22 protein-coding genes are annotated in these 18,899 nt (G+C 75.3%); 3 read left to right on the top strand and 19 right to left on the bottom strand.

Annotation, left to right across the window (positions count from 1 at the left end; all coding sequences use genetic code 11):
* Window positions 1-109: 109 nt before the first annotated feature.
* From lgt to JKP75_RS07695, 10 genes are all read right to left on the bottom strand, one after another.
* A complete protein-coding gene (lgt, locus tag JKP75_RS07735; RefSeq protein WP_200491908.1) occupies window positions 110-1,048 on the bottom strand; it encodes a prolipoprotein diacylglyceryl transferase in 939 nt (312 codons plus the stop codon).
* Window positions 1,045-1,848 (bottom strand): tryptophan synthase subunit alpha, encoded by an 804-nt coding sequence (trpA, locus tag JKP75_RS07730; protein ID WP_200492907.1) that lies wholly within the window; start codon window positions 1,846-1,848, stop codon window positions 1,045-1,047. Before trpA ends, lgt begins: the two co-directional genes overlap by 4 nt.
* Window positions 1,845-3,263 (bottom strand): tryptophan synthase subunit beta, encoded by a 1,419-nt coding sequence (gene trpB, locus JKP75_RS07725; RefSeq protein WP_200491909.1) that lies wholly within the window; start codon window positions 3,261-3,263, stop codon window positions 1,845-1,847. The genes trpA and trpB overlap by 4 nt, the downstream gene beginning before the upstream one ends.
* A 43-nt stretch (window positions 3,264-3,306) precedes the next feature.
* The gene (trpC, locus tag JKP75_RS07720; RefSeq protein WP_200491910.1) at window positions 3,307-4,116 is read right to left on the bottom strand and encodes an indole-3-glycerol phosphate synthase TrpC; all 810 of its coding nucleotides are present in this window, start codon (window positions 4,114-4,116) and stop codon (window positions 3,307-3,309) included.
* A gap of 156 nt (window positions 4,117-4,272) precedes the next feature.
* Window positions 4,273-4,890: a Trp biosynthesis-associated membrane protein gene (locus JKP75_RS07715; protein WP_200491911.1), complete on the bottom strand. Its 618-nt coding sequence runs from the start codon at window positions 4,888-4,890 to the stop codon at window positions 4,273-4,275.
* On the bottom strand, window positions 4,887-5,873 hold the full coding sequence (locus tag JKP75_RS07710; RefSeq protein WP_309229624.1) for a chorismate-binding protein: 987 nt from the start codon (window positions 5,871-5,873) through the stop codon (window positions 4,887-4,889). Before JKP75_RS07710 ends, JKP75_RS07715 begins: the two co-directional genes overlap by 4 nt.
* Window positions 5,864-6,382, bottom strand: a complete 519-nt coding sequence (locus JKP75_RS20870; RefSeq protein ID WP_242472825.1) for a hypothetical protein — start codon at window positions 6,380-6,382, stop codon at window positions 5,864-5,866. Before JKP75_RS20870 ends, JKP75_RS07710 begins: the two co-directional genes overlap by 10 nt.
* Window positions 6,379-6,765 carry a phosphoribosyl-AMP cyclohydrolase gene (hisI, locus tag JKP75_RS07705; protein WP_200491913.1) on the bottom strand — a complete coding sequence of 129 codons (387 nt, stop codon included), beginning with the start codon at window positions 6,763-6,765 and terminating at the stop codon, window positions 6,379-6,381. The genes JKP75_RS20870 and hisI overlap by 4 nt, the downstream gene beginning before the upstream one ends.
* 25 nt (window positions 6,766-6,790) lie before the next feature.
* On the bottom strand, window positions 6,791-7,519 hold the full coding sequence (locus JKP75_RS07700; RefSeq protein ID WP_200491914.1) for a hypothetical protein: 729 nt from the start codon (window positions 7,517-7,519) through the stop codon (window positions 6,791-6,793).
* Entirely contained in the window at window positions 7,516-9,177 is a 1,662-nt protein-coding gene (locus JKP75_RS07695; RefSeq protein ID WP_200491915.1) for an FAD-binding dehydrogenase, read from the bottom strand. The genes JKP75_RS07700 and JKP75_RS07695 overlap by 4 nt, the downstream gene beginning before the upstream one ends.
* Window positions 9,178-9,261: 84 nt before the next feature.
* Between JKP75_RS07695 and JKP75_RS07690 the strand changes: the two genes are divergently transcribed.
* The gene (locus tag JKP75_RS07690; RefSeq protein ID WP_200491916.1) at window positions 9,262-10,740 is read left to right on the top strand and encodes a glutamine synthetase beta-grasp domain-containing protein; all 1,479 of its coding nucleotides are present in this window, start codon (window positions 9,262-9,264) and stop codon (window positions 10,738-10,740) included.
* 13 nt (window positions 10,741-10,753) lie between these two features.
* Here JKP75_RS07690 and JKP75_RS07685 read toward each other — a convergent pair whose 3' ends face one another.
* Genes JKP75_RS07685 through JKP75_RS20860 form a run of 4 tightly spaced genes read right to left on the bottom strand, consistent with a single transcriptional unit; the run spans window position 10,754 to window position 14,781 of the window.
* Complete coding sequence (locus JKP75_RS07685; protein WP_200491917.1) at window positions 10,754-11,173, bottom strand: hypothetical protein; 420 nt, start codon at window positions 11,171-11,173, stop codon at window positions 10,754-10,756.
* A 10-nt stretch (window positions 11,174-11,183) separates the two neighbouring features.
* A complete protein-coding gene (locus tag JKP75_RS07680) occupies window positions 11,184-13,028 on the bottom strand; it encodes an ABC transporter ATP-binding protein (RefSeq protein WP_200491918.1) in 1,845 nt (614 codons plus the stop codon).
* A complete protein-coding gene (locus JKP75_RS20865; protein ID WP_309229623.1) occupies window positions 13,025-13,783 on the bottom strand; it encodes an ATP-binding cassette domain-containing protein in 759 nt (252 codons plus the stop codon). The genes JKP75_RS07680 and JKP75_RS20865 overlap by 4 nt, the downstream gene beginning before the upstream one ends.
* Window positions 13,780-14,781: an ABC transporter transmembrane domain-containing protein gene (locus tag JKP75_RS20860; RefSeq protein ID WP_309229622.1), complete on the bottom strand. Its 1,002-nt coding sequence runs from the start codon at window positions 14,779-14,781 to the stop codon at window positions 13,780-13,782. Before JKP75_RS20860 ends, JKP75_RS20865 begins: the two co-directional genes overlap by 4 nt.
* 137 nt (window positions 14,782-14,918) lie before the next feature.
* Between JKP75_RS20860 and JKP75_RS07670 the strand changes: the two genes are divergently transcribed.
* Window positions 14,919-15,536 carry a TIGR03085 family metal-binding protein gene (locus JKP75_RS07670; protein ID WP_200491920.1) on the top strand — a complete coding sequence of 206 codons (618 nt, stop codon included), beginning with the start codon at window positions 14,919-14,921 and terminating at the stop codon, window positions 15,534-15,536.
* A gap of 7 nt (window positions 15,537-15,543) precedes the next feature.
* Here the strand turns inward: JKP75_RS07670 and JKP75_RS07665 are convergent, their stop codons facing one another.
* Window positions 15,544-15,993, bottom strand: a complete 450-nt coding sequence (locus JKP75_RS07665; RefSeq protein ID WP_200491921.1) for an SRPBCC family protein — start codon at window positions 15,991-15,993, stop codon at window positions 15,544-15,546.
* 13 nt (window positions 15,994-16,006) lie between these two features.
* Window positions 16,007-16,360 (bottom strand): VOC family protein, encoded by a 354-nt coding sequence (locus JKP75_RS07660; RefSeq protein WP_200491922.1) that lies wholly within the window; start codon window positions 16,358-16,360, stop codon window positions 16,007-16,009.
* Window positions 16,361-16,653: 293 nt separating this feature from the next.
* On the opposite strand from JKP75_RS07660, the gene JKP75_RS07655 reads away from it, so the two are divergent.
* Window positions 16,654-16,977 (top strand): hypothetical protein, encoded by a 324-nt coding sequence (locus JKP75_RS07655; protein ID WP_200492906.1) that lies wholly within the window; start codon window positions 16,654-16,656, stop codon window positions 16,975-16,977.
* 10 nt (window positions 16,978-16,987) lie between these two features.
* Here the strand turns inward: JKP75_RS07655 and hisF are convergent, their stop codons facing one another.
* From hisF to priA, 3 genes are read right to left on the bottom strand one after another with little or no spacing between them, the layout of a single operon-like run.
* Window positions 16,988-17,758, bottom strand: a complete 771-nt coding sequence (gene hisF, locus JKP75_RS07650) for an imidazole glycerol phosphate synthase subunit HisF (RefSeq protein WP_200491924.1) — start codon at window positions 17,756-17,758, stop codon at window positions 16,988-16,990.
* A complete protein-coding gene (locus tag JKP75_RS07645; protein WP_200491925.1) occupies window positions 17,755-18,147 on the bottom strand; it encodes a RidA family protein in 393 nt (130 codons plus the stop codon). The genes hisF and JKP75_RS07645 overlap by 4 nt, the downstream gene beginning before the upstream one ends.
* The gene (gene priA, locus JKP75_RS07640) at window positions 18,144-18,875 is read right to left on the bottom strand and encodes a bifunctional 1-(5-phosphoribosyl)-5-((5-phosphoribosylamino)methylideneamino)imidazole-4-carboxamide isomerase/phosphoribosylanthranilate isomerase PriA (RefSeq protein WP_200491926.1); all 732 of its coding nucleotides are present in this window, start codon (window positions 18,873-18,875) and stop codon (window positions 18,144-18,146) included. The genes JKP75_RS07645 and priA overlap by 4 nt, the downstream gene beginning before the upstream one ends.
* Between the last annotated feature and the right edge of the window lie 24 nt (window positions 18,876-18,899).

Below are 18,899 nucleotides of genomic sequence, written 5' to 3'. Positions count from 1 at the left end.
GGGATCGCCGGCGGGCCCGACCGAAGCGTACACAGCCGTAACACGGCGAACAGCTGCGTAAATCACGTTCGCGGCAGCACGGCAGCTTCCCGCTGGTCGTTGGCGCTCCTCACCCGTCGGCGGGCGGCCGCGCGGTTCCGGGGTGCTCGTGATCATCCTCACGGGCGGGGTCCCCGTCCCGGTCCGGCGACGGTGACGGGGCGGCCGGGCCCCCGGCCGCGGCGAACTCGGCGCCGCGGGTGATGACCTCGCGGGGGCGGCCGCGCTGCGACACCAGGTAGGCCAGGGCCAGCAGGCCGACGACGACGGCGGTGAAGACGTTGAGCCGCACGCCGAAGAAGGTCTCCGCCGGATCGGTGCGCAGCAGCTCGATCCACAGCCGGCCGGTGCAGTAGCTGAGCACGTAGAGCGCGAACGCCTGGCCGTGGGCGAGCCGGAAGCGGCGGTCGGCCCAGATCACCAGCGCCGCGGCGGCGAGGTTCCACAGCAACTCGTAGAGGAACGTCGGGTGGAAGGTGGCGACGTCGAGGTACTCCGCCGGCCGGTGCACGGGATCGATCTCCAGGCCCCACGGCAGGTCGGTCGGGCCGCCGAAGAGCTCCTGGTTGAACCAGTTGCCGAGCCGGCCGATCGCCTGGGCGACGAGCAGGCCGGGCGCGAGGGCGTCGCCGAAGGCCGGCAGCGGGATGCCACGGCGGCGGCAGGCGATCCACGCCCCCACCCCGCCGAGCGCGATCGCGCCCCAGATGCCCAGGCCGCCCTCCCAGATGGCGAAGGCCTTGAGCGGGTCACCGCCCTCGCCGAAGTAGGGCCGCGGGCTGGTGATCACGTGGTAGAGCCGGCCGCCGACGATGCCGAAGGGCACCGCCCACGTGGCGATGTCCAGCACGTCGCCAGGGGCGCCGCCGCGGGCGATCCAGCGCTTCTCGGTCAGCCAGGCCGCGGCCACGATGCCGGCGATGATGCACAGCGCGTAGGCGCGCAGCGGGAAGGGCCCGAGCTCCCAGACGCCCTGCGAGGGGCTCGGGATCGACGCCAGCACCGTCATGCCGGCACCCCCGCGCGGCGGACGCCCGCGGCCAGGTCGGCGGTGAGCGCGCGGACGCCGTCGGCACCGCGGCCCTCGAGCAGCTCCCGCACGTAGGCCGAGCCGACGATGACGCCGTCGGCGAAGGCGGCGAGCTCGGCGGCCTGGGCGCCGTTGGAGACGCCCAGGCCCACGCACAGCGGGATGCCCGGCCGGGCCTCGCGGGTGCGGGCGACCAGGATGCGGGCGGCGTCGCTCACGGTGTCGCGGGCGCCGGTGACGCCCATCGTCGAGGCGACGTAGACGAAGCCCCGGCTGGCCGCCGTCGTCGACCGCAGCCGCGCGTCGGTGGACGAGGGGGCGACGAGGAAGACGCGGTCGAGGTCGGCCCGCTCGGCCGCGGCGATCCACTCGCCGGCCTCGTCGGGGATGAGGTCCGGGGTGATGAGCCCCGCTCCCCCGGCCGCGGCCAGGTCGTCGGCGAACCGCTCGACGCCGTAGCGCTCGACCGGGTTCCAGTAGGTCATCACCACCGGGACGGCGCCGGCGGCGGCGACGGCCTCGACCGCGCGGAACACGTCCCGCAGGCCGACGCCCGCGCGCACCGCGACCTCGACGGCCTCCTGGATGACCGGGCCGTCCATGCCGGGGTCGCTGTAGGGGACGCCGATCTCGATGACGTCGGCGCCGGCCTCCACGGCGGCCACCATCGCCTCGATCGAGCCCTCGACGTCCGGGTAGCCGACGGGCAGGTAGGCGATCAGCGCCGCCCGCCCCTCGGCCTTCGCCGCCTCGATCCGCTGCGCCAGCCGGCTGGTCACGCCGTCTCCCCCGCGTCCTGGCCGGCGACGGCCTGGTCGTTGCTGACCGCACCCTCGGTCGGCTGCTGGTGGGTGTCCAGGCCCGGGCCCGGGTCGGCCCCGCGCCCCTCTTCCACGGCCCGGTCGTCCTCGTCGGTCGGCGCGGCGTCCTCGCCCAGCCCGAACCACGCGGACGCCGTCTCGACGTCCTTGTCGCCGCGACCCGAGAGGTTCACCAGCAGCAGAGGAGGCTCGCCTCCCCGCCCACCGGCCCCCGACGCCCCGAGCTCCCGGCCGAGCACGAGCGCGCCCGCCAGCGCGTGCGCCGACTCGATGGCCGGGATGATCCCCTCGGTCCGGCAGAGCAGGGCGAAGGCCTCCATGGCCTCGGCGTCGGTGACCGGCCGGTACTCGGCGCGGCCGATCTGGTGCAGGTAGCTGTGCTCGGGGCCGACGCCCGGGTAGTCCAGGCCGGCGCTGATCGAGTGCGACTCGATGGTCTGCCCGTTCTCGTCCTGCAGCAGGAACGAGCGCGCCCCGTGCAGCACGCCGGGGGTGCCGCCGGTGATGGTCGCCGCGTGCCGGCCGGTGCCGACGCCGTCGCCGCCGGCCTCCAGGCCCACCAGCCGCACGCCCTCGTCGCCGACGAAGGCGGTGAAGATGCCGATCGCGTTGGAGCCGCCGCCCACGCAGGCCAGGACGGCGTCGGGCAGCCGGCCCTCGCGCTCGAGCACCTGGGCGCGCGCCTCGTCGCCGATGACCCGCTGGAAGTCCCGCACCATCGCCGGGAACGGGTGCGGGCCGGCCACGGTGCCGAAGACGTAGTTCGTCGTCTCCACGTTGGTCACCCAGTCGCGGAACGCCTCGTTGATCGCGTCCTTGAGGGTGCGCGAGCCGGTGGTCACCGGGATGACCTCGGCGCCGAGCAGGCGCATGCGGGCCACGTTGAGCGCCTGGCGCCGGGTGTCCGCCTCGCCCATGTAGACGGTGCAGGACAGCCCCATGAGCGCGGCCGCGGTCGCCGTCGCCACGCCGTGCTGGCCGGCGCCGGTCTCGGCGATCACGCGGGTCTTGCCGATCCGCTTGGTGAGCAGCGCCTGGCCCAGCACGTTGTTGATCTTGTGCGAGCCGGTGTGGTTGAGGTCCTCGCGCTTGAGCAGGATCCGGGCGCCGCCGGCGTGCGCGGCGAACTTCGGCACCTCGGTGACCGGGCTCGGCCGGCCGGTGTAGTCCCGCTGCAGCCGGGCGAACTCCTCGAGGAACGCCGGGTCGACACGCATGGCCTCGTAGGCCTCGGTCAGCTCGTCGAGCGCGGCGATGAGCGCCTCGGGCACGAACCGGCCGCCGAAGATGCCGAAGTGCCCGGTGGCGTCCGGCCAGCCCGGGCGCGCCGGAAGAGAGAGATCTCCGGGCTGCGGAGGGCTGGTCGTCGTCATGCCCCCAGTGTCGCGCGCGGCGCGCCGCAGCAGGTGGAGGGGGTCAGCGGGTGGTGCGCGGGGTCGCGGGGTGCGCCCCCGCGGTGACCAGGTCGGCCACCGCCTGGCGGGCGTCGCCGGCGGTGACCAGCCCCTCGCCGACGAGCACGGCATCGGCGCCGGCCGCGGCGTAGCTGATCAGGTCGTGCGGGCCGCGGACGCCGGACTCGGCGACCTTGACCACCTCCGACGGCAGGCCCGGGGCGATCTTCTCGAACGTCGAGCGGTCCACCTGCAGCGTGGTGAGGTCGCGGGCGTTGACGCCGATGACGGCGGCACCGGCGGCCAGGGCGCGGTCGGCCTCGGCCTCGGTGTGCACCTCGACCAGGGCGGTCATGCCGAGCGACTCGACCCGCTCCAGCAGCCCGGTGAGCACGTTCTGCTCGAGCGCGGCGACGATCAGCAGCACCACGTCGGCACCGTGCGCCCGGGCCTCGTGCACCTGGTAGCTGCTGACGACGAAGTCCTTGCACAGGATCGGCACGTCAACGACCGCGCGGACGGCGTCGAGGTCGGCCTGCGAGCCGCCGAAGCGGCGCCGCTCGGTGAGCACGGAGATGACCCGGGCGCCGCCGTCGGCGTACTGGCGGGCCAGCTCGGCGGGGTCGGGGATGTCGGCCAGCTCGCCCTTGGAGGGGCTGCGGCGCTTGACCTCGGCGATGACGCCGACGCCGGGGGCGCGCAGCGCGGCCAGGGCGTCGAGGGCGGGACGGGCGTCGCGCGCGGCCGCCTTGACCTCGGCGAGCGGGATGAGCGCCTCGCGGGCGGCGACGTCCTCGCGGACACCGGCGACGATCTCGTCGAGGACGTTCACGCGGTCGCTCCTGCCGGCGCGGGGGTGCGCCCGCTGCCCGTCTCCACTGCCTGTCGCACGTCGTCCCCTCACCAGCCGGATCGGTAGCACGACTCTAGAGCCGCCGCCGATCCCGCCCGGCCAGGGGGGCGGTCGGCGTGGTGCCCGCCGGTTGGGCTATACGTCGCGCCGGTCGGTGGGGTCCTCGCCCCGGTCCAGCGCCTTCCAGGCGTCGACCGCCCGGTCCTCGTCGGTGCGCGGCCGGGCCGGTGCGGTGCTGCCGGCCGCCGGCGCCCCGTCGGTGCGCTCGTACCGGCGGCCCATGCCCGGCCAGGACCGGCCGCGCAGCACGACGAGCGCGCCGGTGGCGACGGCGACCAGCCCGGCGAGCACCACGAGCAGCGGCCCCGACGCCGCGACGTCGGCGGTGACGTCGCCGACCGTGGCGCCGGAGAGGCCGGGCAGGTCGGCGCCGGCGTCGTCCAGCCCGCCGGCCAGGGCGCGCCCGCCCGACCAGAGCAGCGCGCCCCCGGCCGCCGCCGCGAGCAGGCCGACGGCGACGCGACCGGCGCCGCGCACCGCCAGCAGCGCGACCGCCGCGGCCAGCAGCACGAGCCCGGCGGCGGGCACCAGCGGTGCGGCGTCGGCGCCGGAGAGGTCGGCCGAGACCGGGGGCAGCGGGGCCCGCCGGTCGGCGGTGACCTCCGCCCACGCCTGCCCGCCGGCGACCAGGGCCAGCGCGCCCGACGCCACCGCCCCGAGGACGGCGCTGGTCAGCTCCCGGCGCGCGGTCACAGCTCCCGCAGCCCCTCGGCGCGGGCGATCGCCGAGAGCACCGCGCGCGCCTTGTGCCGGGTCTCGGCCTCCTCCAGGGCGGCGTCGCTGTCGGCGACGATCCCCGCGCCGGCCTGGACGTAGGCCGTCCCGTCGTGCAGGACGGCGGTGCGGATCGCGATCGCCATGTCCATGTCCCCGCTGGCGTCGACGTAGCCCACCGTGCCGGCGTAGAGCGCCCGCCGGGTCGGCTCGACGCTCTCGATGATCTCCATCGCCCGCGGCTTGGGGGCGCCGGAGACGGTGCCGGCCGGGAAGGTGGCGTCGAAGACGTCCAGCGCGTCGTGCTCCGGTGCCACCTCGCCGGCCACCGTGGAGACCAGGTGCATGACGTGGCTGTAGTGCTCGACGCGCATGAAGTCGGGCACCTCGACCGACCCCGGCACGCACACCCGGCCCAGGTCGTTGCGCGCGAGGTCGACCAGCATGACGTGCTCGGCGCGCTCCTTCGGGTCGGCGAGCAGCCCCTCGGCCAGCCGGACGTCCTCCTCCGGCGTGGCCCCGCGCGGGCGGGTACCCGCCGGCGGGTGCACGACCGCCGACGACCCGGTGACGGTCACGAGCGCCTCCGGCGAGGAGCCGACGACGTCGAACGGCGTCTCCCGGCCCTCGAAGCGCAGCAGGTACATGTAGGGCGAGGGGTTGGTGGCGCGCAGCACCCGGTAGAGGTCGAGCGCGTCGGCGGTGGTCGGCGTCTCGAACCGCTGGGCGAGCACCACCTGGAAGGCGTCGCCCGCGCGGATGTGCTCGCGCACCCGCTCGACACCGGCCTCGTACACGCCGGGCGCCATGCTGCTGGTCACCTCCGGGACGGCTGCCTCCCCCAGGACGGCGACCCCCGGCGGGACGGCGCGGGCCAGGTCGGCGGCCATCGCGTCCAGCCGGGCGACCGCGTCGTCGTAGCCGCCTTCCGACCCGCGGAGCACGTTGGCGATCAGCAGCACCGTGTCCCGTCCGCGTGGTCGAGCACCGCGAAGTCGGTCACCAGCATCATCGCCAGCTCGGGCATGCCGATGTCGTCGGTGCTGGTCTCCGGCAGCCGTTCCAGCCGCCGGACGACGTCGTAGCCCAGGTAGCCGACCAGCCCGCCGGTGAGCGGCGGCAGGTCCGGGGTGCGCGGCGAGCGCAGCCGGCGGGCCAGCGTGCGGACGGCGTCGAGCGGATCGCCCGGCAGGTCGTCGGTCAGCCCGGGGATCTCCTCCCCCAGCCACTGCGTGACGCCACCGCGCTCGGTGAGCACGCCCGCGCTGCGGGCGCCCACGAAGCTGTACCGCGCCCAGCGCCGGCCCTGCTCGGCCGACTCCAGCAGCACCGTGCCCGGGCGGTTGCCGGCGAGCTTGCGGTAGATGCCGACCGCGGTCTCGCTGTCGGCCAGCAGCCGGCGGACCACCGGCACCATCGGCCGGTCGGCGGTGAAGTCCTCGCGCGCGGGGGTGTCGACGCCGAACCTCATGCGCCGGCCGCCGCGGGACGGACGCCGGGGACCGCGGGCAGCTCGCGGTAGAAGCAGCTGCGCTCGCCGGTGTGGCAGGCCGCGCCCTCCTGGTCGACGAGCACCAGCAGCGCGTCGCCGTCGCAGTCCACCCGCACCTCGTGCACCCACTGCCGGTGGCCGGAGGTCTCGCCCTTGACCCAGTACTCCTGCCGGCTGCGCGACCAGTACGTGGCCCGGCCGGTGGTGAGCGTGCGGCGCAGGGCCTCGTCGTCCATCCAGGCGACCATGAGCACCTCGCGGGTGTCGTGCTGCTGGACGACGGCGGTCACCAGGCCGGTGGGGTCGTGGCGCAGCAGCGCCGCGACCTCGGGGTCGAGCACGGGAGGGACGACATCGGGCATGCCGCCAGTCTGCCGTGCGACCCGCTCAGGCCGGTGGGGCGGTGAACCAGCGCCGCGACGTGGCGCTGAGCAGCAGCCCGAGCGAGACCGCGGGCGCCACCGCGAAGAACAGCGCGAACGCGGCCAGCGAGCCCTCGCCGTCGGACCCGCCCAGGCCGCCGAGCAGGTCGAGCATGCGGCCGCCCCAGTACAACGCGAGGACCACCTGGACGACGTGCGCGCCGGCGAGCAGCCGGTACGCGGCACGGGTGCGCCGGTTGAGCGCGACGATGCCGCCGATCACGAGCAGCACCACCGACGCCAGCTGGAGGACGGCGAGCACCGTGCCCTCCGTCGCCAGCTGCCGCGCGGTCGCCGAGGTGTAGACGCCCGGCCGGCCGCTGGAGGCGATATCGGCGATCGAGGCGAAGAACCAGACGTAGAGCGAGGCGATGAGCACGACGAGGCCCTGCACGAAGGCGAGCACGGCCGCGCCGATGACCTGGCCGGGCGTGCGCTCGACCGGCCGCGGCGGGCCCCACGGCTGCCCGTACGGCGGCTGTCCCCACGGCGGCTGGGCGTACTGCGGCTGCCCCCACTGCGGCGGGCCGTACGGGGGCTGTCCCCAGGGCTGCTGCTGACCCCACGGCTGCTGGCCGGGCGGGGGCTGGCCCCACGGCTGCTGCGGCGGCGCGGTCCGCGGCGGTCCGGCGTACGGCGGCGGTGCGGGCCGGTCGGGGTCCGACCAGGGGTCCGGGTGGCGCGGGTCGCTCACAGCGCCGCCGCGACGGCCCGGCCCGCCGTCCGGCCGGAGAACAGGCAGCCGCCGAGGAAGGTGCCCTCCAGCGACCGGTAGCCGTGCATGCCGCCGCCGCCGAAGCCCGCCACCTCGCCCGCGGCGTACAGGCCGTCGAAGACCACGCCGCCGGGGCGCAGCACCCGGGCGGACAGATCGGTCTCCAGCCCGCCGAGCGACTTGCGGGTGATGATGTTCAGCCGGACGGCGATCAGCGGCCCGGCCTCCGGGTCGAGGATGCGGTGCGGCTGGGCCACCCGGATCAGCTTGTCGCCGAGGTAGTTCCGCGCGCCGCGGATCGCGGTGACCTGCAGGTCCTTGGTGAACGGGTGCGCGATCTCCCGGTCGCGGGCGACGATCTCCCGCTCGAGCTCGGCCAGGTCGATGGCCGGCGTCCCCCCGGTGATCCGGTTCATCCCCTCGACGAGCTCGGGCAGCGTCGGAGCGACGACGAAGTCCTCGCCCCTGTCGAGGAAGGCCTGCACCGGCGCGGAGACGCCCGCCCGCGCGCGGTTGACCAGCAACCGGACGTCCTTGCCGGTGAGGTCCGGGTTCTGCTCGGAGCCCGAGAGCGCGAACTCCTTCTCGACGATCTTCTTCGTCGTGACGAACCAGGTGTGCTCGTACCCGGTGGTGCCGATGTGGGCCAGCGTCCCGAGGGTGTCGAAGCCGGGGAACAGCGGCACCGGCAGCCGCCGGCCGAGCGCGTCGAACCACAGCGACGAGGGCCCGGGCAGGATGCGGATGCCGTGCTGCGCCCAGACCGGCGAGTGGTTGGCGATGCCCTCGGTGTAGTGCCACATGCGGTCCTCGTTGACCACGCTGGCGCCGGCGGCCGCGGTCGCCTGGAGCATGTGCCCGTCGACGTGCGCGGGGACGCCGGAGAGCATCCGCTGCGGCGCCGGGCCCAGCCGGGCCGGCCAGTTGCGCCGCACCAGCTCGTGGTTGCCGCCGATGCCGCCGGAGGTGACGACGACGGCCTGCGCCGCGATCTCGAACGCGCCGACCTCGGTGCGCGAGCTGGCCTCGCCCCGGGCCACGCCGCTGGGCTCGAGGACCGCGCACCGCACGCCGGTCGCCGCGCCGCCGCTGACGACCAGCTCGGACACGCGGTGCCGGAACCGCAGCTCGACGGTGCCCGCCTCGACGGCGGCCCGGACGCGGCGCAGGAACGGCGCGACGACGCCGGGGCCGGTGCCCCACACGATGTGGAAGCGCGGCACGGAGTTGCCGTGCCCGGTGGCGGTGTAGCCGCCCCGCTCGGCCCAGCCGACGACGGGGAAGAAGCCGACGCCCTGCTCCTTGAGCCAGGCGCGCTTCTCACCGGCGGCGAACTGGAGGTAGGCCTCGGCCCACTGCCGCGGCCAGTGGTCCTCGGTCCGGTCGAAGGCGGCGGTGCCGAACCAGTCCTGGCGGGCGAGCTCCAGGGAGTCGTGCACCCGCAGCCGGCGCTGCTCGGGCGAGTCGACGAGGAACAGGCCCCCGAAGGACCAGTGCGCCTGGCCGCCGAGGCTCGCCTCGGGCTCCTGGTCGACCAGGACCACCCGCTTGCCGGCGTCGGCCAGCTCGGCGGTGGCCACCAGCCCCGCGAGCCCCGCGCCCACGACGACGACGTCTGCCTCGGTGGTGTTCTGCACGACCCGACGCTAGCGGGCCGGAGGGCGGTGGGCCCGTGACGGCCCCGGAGGAACTCCTGCGCCTCCGCGCTCGTGGGAGCGGGCATGGCCATCGACGCGTTCGAACCGCACCCGCTCGTCCGCCTGCTCGGCATGCCGGCGGTGGAGTTCACCGCGGCCGACCTGGTGCGGGCGGCCGAGCAGCTGGAGCTCCGCCAGGTGAACCTGCGCTACGTCGGCGGTGACGGCCGGCTGAAGACGCTGGCCTTCGGCATCACCTCGCGCGCGCACCTCACCGAGGTACTGGTGCGCGGCGAGCGGGTGGACGGCTCGAGCGTGTTCGCCGGTACCGACGCCGACGCCAGCGACGTCTACGTGGTGCCGCGGTACCGCACCGCCTTCGTCAACCCGTTCGGCGAGCGGCCCTCGCTGGACCTGCTCTGCTCGTTCTACGACGAGGACGGCACGCCGCTGCGGCACGCCCGCGAGCAGATCGTGCGGAAGGCGGCCGAGGCACTGCAGGCGGAGACGGGCATGACGCTCGAGGCCTTCGGCGAGCTGGAGTACTACCTCGTCGACTCCCCCTCCCGCATCTACCCGGTCGAGGAGGAGCGGGGGTACCAGGAGTCGGGTCCCTTCGCGAAGGGCGAACGGGTCCGGGAACAGGTGCTGGGCCACCTGACCGCCATGGGGGTGCCGCTCAAGTACGCCCACGGCGAGGTCGGCGGCATCCTCGAGGAGGACCGGCAGCTGGTCCAGCACGAGATCGAGTTCCAGCCGGTGCCCGTCGAGCAGGCCGCCGACCACCTCGTCCTGGCGAAGTGGGTGGTGCGCGAGGTGGCCGCCGCGCACGGGCTGGAGGCGACCTTCGCGCCGTCGGTGAGCAGCGGCGGAGCCGGGAACGGCCTGCACGTGCACAGCCGGCTGGTGCGCAACGGCGCCAGCACCATCGTGCGCCGGGACGGGCTGAACGACACCGGACGGCGGCTGGTCGCCGGGTACCTCTCCGCGGCCAGAGCCCTGACCGCGTTCGGCAACACGGTCCCGACCTCCTACCTGCGGTTCGCCGACGGCGACGAGTCGCCCGGAGCCATCACCTGGGCGGAGAAGGACCGGACCGGCCTGGTCCGCGTCCCGCTGGCCTGGAACGGGGACGTGCTGCCCGGCATGGTGGCGCACGCCAACCCGGCGGGCAGCGCGCCCGTTCCCGAGCCGGACGTCCACCCCCAGACCGTCGAGTTCCGGCTCGGCGACGGCTCTGCCGACGTCCACCTGCTGCTGGCCGGCATGGCGGTCGCTGTCCGGCGCGGCCTCATCGACGACGGCAGCCTCGAGCTGGCCGAGCGGCTCAGCACCGGCGACAGCGACGACGTCGAGCAGTTGCCGACCTCGTGCGCCGAGTCGGCCGACGCGCTCGACGCCGAGCGGGCGCTGTTCGAGGCCGAGGGCGTCTTCCCGGCGGCGCTGCTCGACGCCGTCATCGCCGGGCTCCGCGAGATCGACGAGGCGACGCCGGCCGAGGCGCTGGCCGAGGACGGCTCGGCGCGGGAGGAGCTGGTCCGGCGGCACTGGCACGTGGGCTGAGCCGCCCGGGCGGCTAGCGGACGCCGCGCCGCGCGGCGACCCAGGTGCGCACCGCGGGATGCGCGGCGAGCAGCGCCGCGGCGGCCGGCAGCAGCCCCACCGCCAGGCCGAAACCGAGCGCGTCCTCGGCCCAGCCGCCGAACGCGGTGCCACCCAGGACGAGCCCGGCGAGCACCCCGCCGGCGGTGGCCAGCACCAGCCACGACCGGCCGCGCACCAGCAGCACGGCGCCGACGAGCAGGCCGAGGCTGAGCGCGAGCGGAACCGCGAGCAGCACCCACTCCGGGCCGGAGAGCTCGCCGCCGGAGAAGCCGAGCGCGACCAGGAAGAAGAAGCCGGGCGCGAAGGCGCTGAGCACCGCCAGCGGCGCGGCCACCATGGCGGGGAACGGCGGCATGCGCGGTGCGGGCACGGCCGGGGCGGGGTGGGTCACGGCGCGCAGCCTAGGGCCGCGGTCGGCCGACGGGCTCCGGTTCGCCGGCCGACGCGCGGCGCCACGAGGCGTGCAGCCGCGCGTAGGTGCCCTCGACCCCGACCAGCTCGGCGTGGCTGCCGCGCTGCACCACGTGCCCGGAGTCGACGACCAGCACCTCGTCGGCGCGCTCGGCGGTGGAGAGCCGGTGCGCGATCGTGAGCGTCGTCCGCCCGGCGGTGAGGGTGTCCAGCGCCCGGGTGAGCCGCTGCTCGGTCGCCGGGTCGACCGCGCTGGTCGCCTCGTCGAGCACGAGCAGGTCGGGGTCGGCGACGTAGGCGCGGGCGACGGCGACGAGCTGCCGCTCCCCCGCCGACAGCGACTCGCCGCGCTGCCCGACCGGGCTGGCCACGCCCGCGGGCAGGCCGGTGACCCAGTCGGTGAGACCGAGGTCGTCGAAGGCGGCGGCGACGGCGTCGTCGGGAATGCCCGGCCGGCCGTAGCGCACGTTGTCCGCGACGGTGGCGTCGAACAGGAAGCCGTCCTGCGGCACCATCACCACCCGCGCGCGCAGCGACTCGAACGCGACGTCGGGCAGGGCGACCCAGCCGGCGTCGTCGGAGCCCAGGAGCACCCGCCCCTCGACCGGGTCCATGAGCCGGGTGACCAGCTTGGCGAAGGTCGTCTTGCCCGAGCCGGTCTCGCCGACGATCGCCACCCGGCGGCGCGGCGCGATGGTGAGGTCGATGTCGTCGAGGGCCTTCCGGGCGCCGGGCGCGTAGCGGAAGGTCACGTGCTCGAAGCGCACCCCGAGCACGCCGGCGGGCAGGTGGTGGGTGCCGTCGGGGTCGGTGATGGCGGGGTCCTGGACGTCGGGCTCGGTGTCGATGATGTCGAGCACGCGGCGGAACCCGGCGACGGCGTTCTGCGCCTCGTTGATCACCTCGCTGGCGGTCTGCACCGGCGCGACGAACAGGGTGACGAGGAACAGGAAGGCGACGAGGGTGCCGGCGGTGATGTCACCGGCCAGGCCCAGGTAGACGCCGGCGACGACCAGCGCCGCGTTGGCCAGCGCCGCGGCGAACTCACCGCTGACGAAGACGCCCACGGCCACGCGCTGCGCGTCCACCGCCGCGCGGTAGTGCCGGTCGATCGCGCCGTCGATGCGCTCCGCCGTGCGCTCGCGCACGCCGTAGGCGCGCACGGTCGAGGCCCCGACCACGGACTCGGAGACGGCGGCCAGCAGGTCGCCGATCCGCTCGCGGACCACGCCGTAGACGACGGCCAGCTTCGCGGCGAACCAGCGGACGGCGATGCCCAGCGGCACGAAGCAGGCCAGCACGACCAGCGTCAGCTGCCACGAGTAGAAGAACATCACCACGGTGGCGACGAGCAGCTGGCCGAAGCTGATCAGGCCGAGCACACCGCCCCACTGCATGAACTGCGACAGCTGGTCGACGTCGCTGGTCACCCGTGACACGAGCCCGCCGCGCTTGTCGCCCTGCTGGTGCACCGCGGACAGGTCGTGCACGTGGCGGAAGGCGCGCACGCGCAGCCCGGCCAGCGCGGTCTCGGTGGTGCGGAACAGCCGCAGGTTCATCCGGTAGACCGCCACGGCGGTGAGCACCACGACGACCGCGCAGGCGAGCACCACCCAGGTGACGAAGTCCAGGTCCGGCCCGCCGTCGGCGCCGATGCCGCGGTCGAGCACCTGCTGGACGGCGATGGGGACCACGACCCGGCCGGCGGTGGCGAGCACCGCGAGCAGGATCGTGAGCGGCAGCCCGCGCCGGAACTCGGGCATCATCCGCAGGCCCCGGCGCAGCGTCTTGAGCGCGCCTTCCTTGCGGTCCTCGTCGGGCAGCGTGACGGTCATGCCGAGACCCCCTCGGCCTGGGAGTAGGCGCGCACGAGGTCGGCGTAGCCGGGCACCTCGCCGAGCAGGTACGCGTGGCTGCCGCGCGCGACCGCGCGGCCGCGCTCGAACCAGACCACCTCGTCGGCCAGCGCGATGGTCGCCTGGCGGTAGGCCACGACCACCACGGTGGCCGGGGAGTCGCTGGACCGCAGCGCGTCGAGGATCCGCGCCTCGACGGCGGGGTCGACGGCGCTGGTGGCGTCGTCGAGCACGAGCAGCCGCGGCCGGCGCACGATCGCGCGGGCGAGCGCCAGCCGCTGCCGCTGACCGCCGGACAGCGAGGCGCCGCGCTCGCCGACGTGGGTGTCCAGGCCCTGGGGCAGCGCGCTCACGAAGTCGTCGGCGGCGGCCACCCGCAGCGCCGCCCACACCTCCTCGTCGGAGAACGGGCCCCCGAGGGTGATGTTGCCGCGCACCGTGTCGTCGAAGAGGAACGCCTGCTGGGCGACGAAGGCAGCGGAGTCGCTGACCTGCCCCTCGCGCAGCCGGCGGAGGTCCAGGCCGTCCATGAGCACGGTCCCGTCGACGGGGTCGACGAGCCGGACCAGCAGACCGGCGAGCGTGGACTTGCCCGAGCCGGTCGGCCCCACCACCGCGACGGTGCGGCCGGCGGGGACGTCGAAGGTGACGTCGCGGACGGCCGGACGCTCGACGCCGGCGAAGGTGTAGCCGACGCCCTGCAGCCCCAGCGCGGCACCGCCGCCCCCGGTCACCGCGTCGTCCGGCCCGTAGGGCGTCTCGCCGGTGGCCTCGAGGACCGGCGTGATCCGGTCGTAGCCGGCCAGGGCGCGCGGCAGCTCGGCGAGCGCACCCAGCCGATGGCGCGGATCGGCAGTGCCAGCAGGGTGAACAGGTAGGCGATGGAGACCAGGTCGCCGACGTCGATCGCGCCGTCGGCCACCCGGTGGGCGCCCACGAGCAGCACGGCGAGCGTCCCGATGTTGGGCAGCGACTCGATCAGCGGGTCGAACAGCCCGCGGATCCGGCCGACGGCGATGAGCCCGTCGCGGAGTTCCCCGGCGCGGGCGTCGAACCGCTCGGTCTCCGACTCCTCGCGGCCGAGGGTCTTGACGACCAGCGCGGCGTCGAAGCTCTCGTGGGCGATCTCGCTGACCTCGGCGCGCAGCTGCTGGGCCCGCTGCTGGCGCGGGCTCATGATCTGCGAGTACAGCGCGTTGATGACGAAGACGAGGGGGAAGACGACCAGCCCGATGAGCGCCAGCAGCGGGTCGGTCGCGACCATCGCGCCGCCGGTGATGAAGATGATCACGACGGCGCCGAGCCCGAAGGCGAGCGGCGCGACGAAGAACCAGGCCGCCTCGACGTCGGAGTTGGCGTTGGACAGCAGCTGACCCGTGGGGTGCTGCTGGTGCCAGGAGAGCGGCAGCCGGAGGTACTGCCCGGTCACCTCGCGGCGCATCTGCGCCTGCAGCCGGTACTGCATGATCCCGGAGAGCAGGCGGCGGCCGACGATCCCGACGATGCGCAGCAGGGCCACGCCGATGATGGCCAGCACCGCCACCGCCAGGGCCGCGACCGAGGCCTCGCCGTCGTCGAACGAGGGCAGCACGACGCGGTCGGTGACCTCGCCGATCACGTAGGCGCTGACCACCGTCATGACGGCGAACAGGGCGCTGCCCAGCAGGGCGGCGGCGAAGATCTTCGGCTGCAGCGCGATGGCGCGCCCGACGTGCCGGACCCCTCGCCGCACGACGGCATCTCGACGGCGGCGCGGCACGGGTCTCCTCGGGGTGGTTCGGTTCGGCCTTCGGATGTTACGTGGATCTCACCCGTCAACCGAACGGTATTCGGTTTATTCCGCGCGCCGGATGCCGATAGCGTCGGGCGATGACCTCCGCTCCCGACGCGTCCGCTCCGCTCGCCGACCAGGAGCGCCGCGCGCTGGCCGACCTGCTCGACGAGCTCGGCCCGGACGCCCCGACCTGCTGCGCGGGGTGGACGACGGCGCACCTGGCCGCGCACCTCGCCGTCCGCGACCGGCGGCCGGACGCGATGCCGGGCTACGCCCTCGAGCAGGTGCCGGGGCTGGGGCGGCTGGGTGCCTGGTCGCACCGCGTGGAGGACAGCGCCCGGCTGCAGCGCTCCTACGCCGAGCTGGTGACGGCGGTGCGCTCCGGCCCACCGGCCTGGTCGCCGCTGGCCTGGCCGGGGCTCGAACGGCTGAACGCGCCGGAGTTCGCGATCCACCACGAGGACGTGCGGCGGGCCCAGCCCGGGTGGACGCCCCGCGAGCTGCCGGCCGGGGTGCAGGACCAGCTCTGGGTGCCGGCCAGGCTGTACGCCCGCCGCGCCGCCGGCCGCCGCGGTGCCGTGCTGCGCCGCACCGACCGGCCCGGCACCGAGGCCCGCATCGGCGCGGGCGGGCGCACCGTGGAGGGCGAGCCGCTGGAGCTGCTGCTGTGGGCGTCGGGCCGCACCGGGGTGGCACGGGTGCGCATCTGCTGAGCCGTGATCAGCCCGGCGGCCCGGCCAGCGCGTCGAGGGCCGAGCGCCACAGCCGAGGGAAGGCGACCGGGCCGATCAGCCGCTGGGCCAGCAGGATCGCCCGCCCCCGCGCGCCCCGCGGGTGGTGGTGGTCGATCTCGGCGTCGAGCCGGCTGCCCCCGTCCGGACCGGGGGCGATCCGGATCTCGCCACGGCCGGCGTCGCAGTGGTCGCTGTCCAGCAGCGTCCAGCGGACGGTGCCCGGCGGCTGCCACTCGTAGCGGAGCAGCACCCAGATGCGGGTGCCCGCGCTGCCCTCGCGGGCGACCGCCCAGCCGGGGCCGCTCTCGCGCAGCTCGTACTTCGCCGGGTCCAGGGTCCTCCGCCAGACCTCCAGGCGGCGCTCCGAGAAGTCGGTGAAGGCGGTGAACACCTGCTCGGGTGTGGCCCGCGTCGTCAGGGAGTACCGGAACCGCACGGCCGGTCGCCTCCTAGTCCGCGTGCCCGAGGACGTTGACGACGACGCCGTGCGGATCGCGGACGAAGAAGCGGCGGACCCCCCACGGCTCCTGGGTGAGCGGGTGCACGATCTCGTAGCCGCGGCGCTGCGCCTCGGCGTACGCGGCGTCGACGTCGGCGACCGCCACGCTCATCGACGACTGCTCGGGCGCCGTCTCGTCCCTGCTCACGAGGGTCACCTGGATGCTCGGGTTCGCCGGGGACCGGAAGCTGGCGACCCAGCCCATGTCGAACTGCTTCTCCAGGCCGAGGAACTCCTCGTAGAACTCGTGCCCGGTGGTCGGGTCGGCGACCGTCAGGTTCGGGATGATGCGATGCAGGTGCATGGCGGCGCTCCGGGGTCGGGCTCCCCACCCTGCTCCCCCGGCCGCCGCGCGTCGACGGTCCGTCGCGCGCCCGGCGAGCCGGATGCAGGCGCAGCGGCTCGTCGACCTCTACGGTTCCGCGCGTGACGCTCGACGCTTCCTCCGCGACCCCCGCGCCGGTCTCCCCGGTAGCGCCCCGGCCGCAGTCCCGGCAGCAGGTCCCGGCCCCGGTTGCGCCCGCTCCCGCGCCTGCGGGCACTGGTGGTCCGGTCCCCTCCGGGCGACCCGGCCGGTGGCTCGCCATCGCCTTCGCCGTGGCCTGGGTGCTGTGCCCGGCGGTCGAGCCGTTGCCCGCGGGCGACCTGGCCTACCCGGCGTGGCAGGCGGTCATCGACCTGTCGGCGCTGGGCACCATCGTGCTGGCGGTGACCCTGCTGTGGCGCAGCAGCCGGCACGCCCCGGTCGCCGGCATCGCCGCCGGCGTCCTCATGGCCGTCGAGACCATCACCTGCCCGTGGGCCGGGCACACGCCGGTGGGCTGGTGGACCTGGGTCCAGGCCGGCCTGTCGCTGGCCGTGCTGCTCACCGCCGCGGCGCTGGTGAGCCGCTGGCCGCGCATGACGGCGCCCGGACGCTGACCGCGGGGCGCTACCGGACCGGGATCCCCGCGCGGGACAGCTCGGCCTTGACGTCGCCGACCCGCAGCTTGCCGAAGTGGAAGACGCTCGCGGCGAGGACGGCGTCGGCGCCGGCCTCGACCGCGGGCGGGAAGTCCTCGACCTTGCCGGCTCCCCCGCTGGCGATCACCGGCACGGTCACCTCGCGGCGCACCGCGCGGATCAGCTCGGTGTCGAAGCCGGCCTGGGTGCCGTCGGCGTCCATCGAGTTGAGCAGCACCTCGCCGACACCGAGCTCGGCGGCCCGCACCACCCACTCGACGGCGTCCCGGCCGGTGCCCTGGCGCCCGCCGTGCGTGGTGATCTCGAAGCCCGAATCGGTGGCCGCGCCGTCGCGCACGCGGCGGGCGTCGACCGACAGCACCAGCACCTGGCTGCCGAACCGGTGCGCGATCTCGGCGATCAGCTCCGGCCGGGCGACGGCGGCGGTGTTGACGCCGACCTTGTCCGCGCCGGCCCGCAGCAGCCGGTCGACGTCCTCGACCGTGCGCACGCCGCCGCCGACGGTGAGCGGGATGAACACGCTCTCCGCGGTGCGGCGGACGACGTCGTAGGTCGTCTCCCGGTTGCCCGAGCTGGCGCTGATGTCGAGGAAGGTGAGCTCGTCGGCGCCCTCGGCGTCGTAGACCCGGGCCATCTCGACCGGGTCGCCGGCGTCGCGCAGGTCGACGAAGTTGACGCCCTTGACCACCCGGCCCTGGTCGACGTCCAGGCACGGGATGACGCGCACCGACACGCTCATGCCCCGGCCCCCCGCACCGCGTCGGCCTCGATCTCGACCAGGTGGGCGGGGTCGATGAGGGCGGCGACCTGCACCATCGAGGTGGCCGGCCGGATGTCGCCGAAGACCTCGCCGTGCACCCGCCCGACCTCCTCCCACCGGGAGATGTCGGTGACGAACAGCCGCGTGCGGACGACGTCGGCCATGGTGAACCCGGCCCGCTCCAGCGACTGCTCGATGATCGCGAGCGCCTGCCGGGTCTGCGCGGCGGCGTCGCCGGGGTGGGCGACCTCGCCGTCCACCGTGGAGGTGGTGCCGCTGACCCAGGCGGTGTCACCGCGGACGACGACGCGGCTGTAGCCGACCACCGCCTCCCACGGGCTGCCCGAGCCCAGCCGCACCACGCTCACGCGAGCTCCTCGGTGATCCGCAAGGCCTGCGGCAGGGTGAAGGCGCCGGCGTACAGGGCCTTGCCGACGATGGCGCCCTCGACGCCGACGGCGGTCAACCCGGCCAGGGCGCGGATGTCGTCCAGCGAGCTCACGCCGCCGGAGGCGATGACCGGGCGCGGCGTCGCGGCGCAGACCTCGCGCAGCAGCTCCAGGTTCGGGCCCTTGAGCGTGCCGTCCTTGGTGATGTCGGTGACGACGTAGCGGGCGCAGCCCTCGGCGTCCAGGCGGGCGAGGGTCTCGTAGAGCTCGCCGCCCTCCTGCGTCCAGCCGCGGGCGGCCAGCCGGGTGCCGCGCACGTCCAGCCCGACGGCGATGCGGTCGCCGTGCTCGGCGATGGCGCGGGCGCACCACTCGGGCGACTCCAGCGCCGCGGTGCCCAGGTTGACCCGGCGGCAGCCGGTGGCCAGCGCCGCGGCCAGCGACTCGTCGTCCCGGATGCCGCCGGAGAGCTCGACGTCGACGTCCAGCTCACCGACGACGCGGGCCAGCAGCTCGCGGTTGCTGCCGCGGCCGAAGGCGGCGTCCAGGTCGACCAGGTGGACCCACTCGGCGCCGTCGCGCTGCCACTGGAGGGCGGCCTCGAGCGGGTCGCCGTAGGAGGTCTCGCTCCCGGCCTCCCCCTGGACGAGGCGCACGGCCTGTCCGTCGGCGACGTCGACGGCGGGGAGCAGCTGCAGCTTCGGCACGGTGACCAGCCTAGGAGCGATGTC

The organism is Blastococcus sp. TML/M2B, from assembly GCF_016612865.1.
GTDB lineage: Bacteria > Actinomycetota > Actinomycetes > Mycobacteriales > Geodermatophilaceae > Blastococcus.
Note: the sequence above shows the minus strand (reverse complement) of the source record. Positions and strands in the feature narration are given on the sequence as shown.

Coding starts and splice junctions, on each gene's coding strand:
- lgt (WP_200491908.1), bottom strand. CDS start 1,048: ATGACGGTGCTGGCGTCGATCCCGAGCCCCTCGCAGGGCGTCTGGGAG.
- trpB (WP_200491909.1), bottom strand. CDS start 3,263: ATGACGACGACCAGCCCTCCGCAGCCCGGAGATCTCTCTCTTCCGGCG.
- JKP75_RS20870 (WP_242472825.1), bottom strand. CDS start 6,382: ATGAGGTTCGGCGTCGACACCCCCGCGCGCGAGGACTTCACCGCCGAC.
- hisI (WP_200491913.1), bottom strand. CDS start 6,765: ATGCCCGATGTCGTCCCTCCCGTGCTCGACCCCGAGGTCGCGGCGCTG.
- JKP75_RS07690 (WP_200491916.1), top strand. CDS start 9,262: ATGGCCATCGACGCGTTCGAACCGCACCCGCTCGTCCGCCTGCTCGGC.
- JKP75_RS07680 (WP_200491918.1), bottom strand. CDS start 13,028: ATGACCGTCACGCTGCCCGACGAGGACCGCAAGGAAGGCGCGCTCAAG.
- JKP75_RS07670 (WP_200491920.1), top strand. CDS start 14,919: ATGACCTCCGCTCCCGACGCGTCCGCTCCGCTCGCCGACCAGGAGCGC.
- JKP75_RS07660 (WP_200491922.1), bottom strand. CDS start 16,360: ATGCACCTGCATCGCATCATCCCGAACCTGACGGTCGCCGACCCGACC.
- hisF (WP_200491924.1), bottom strand. CDS start 17,758: ATGAGCGTGTCGGTGCGCGTCATCCCGTGCCTGGACGTCGACCAGGGC.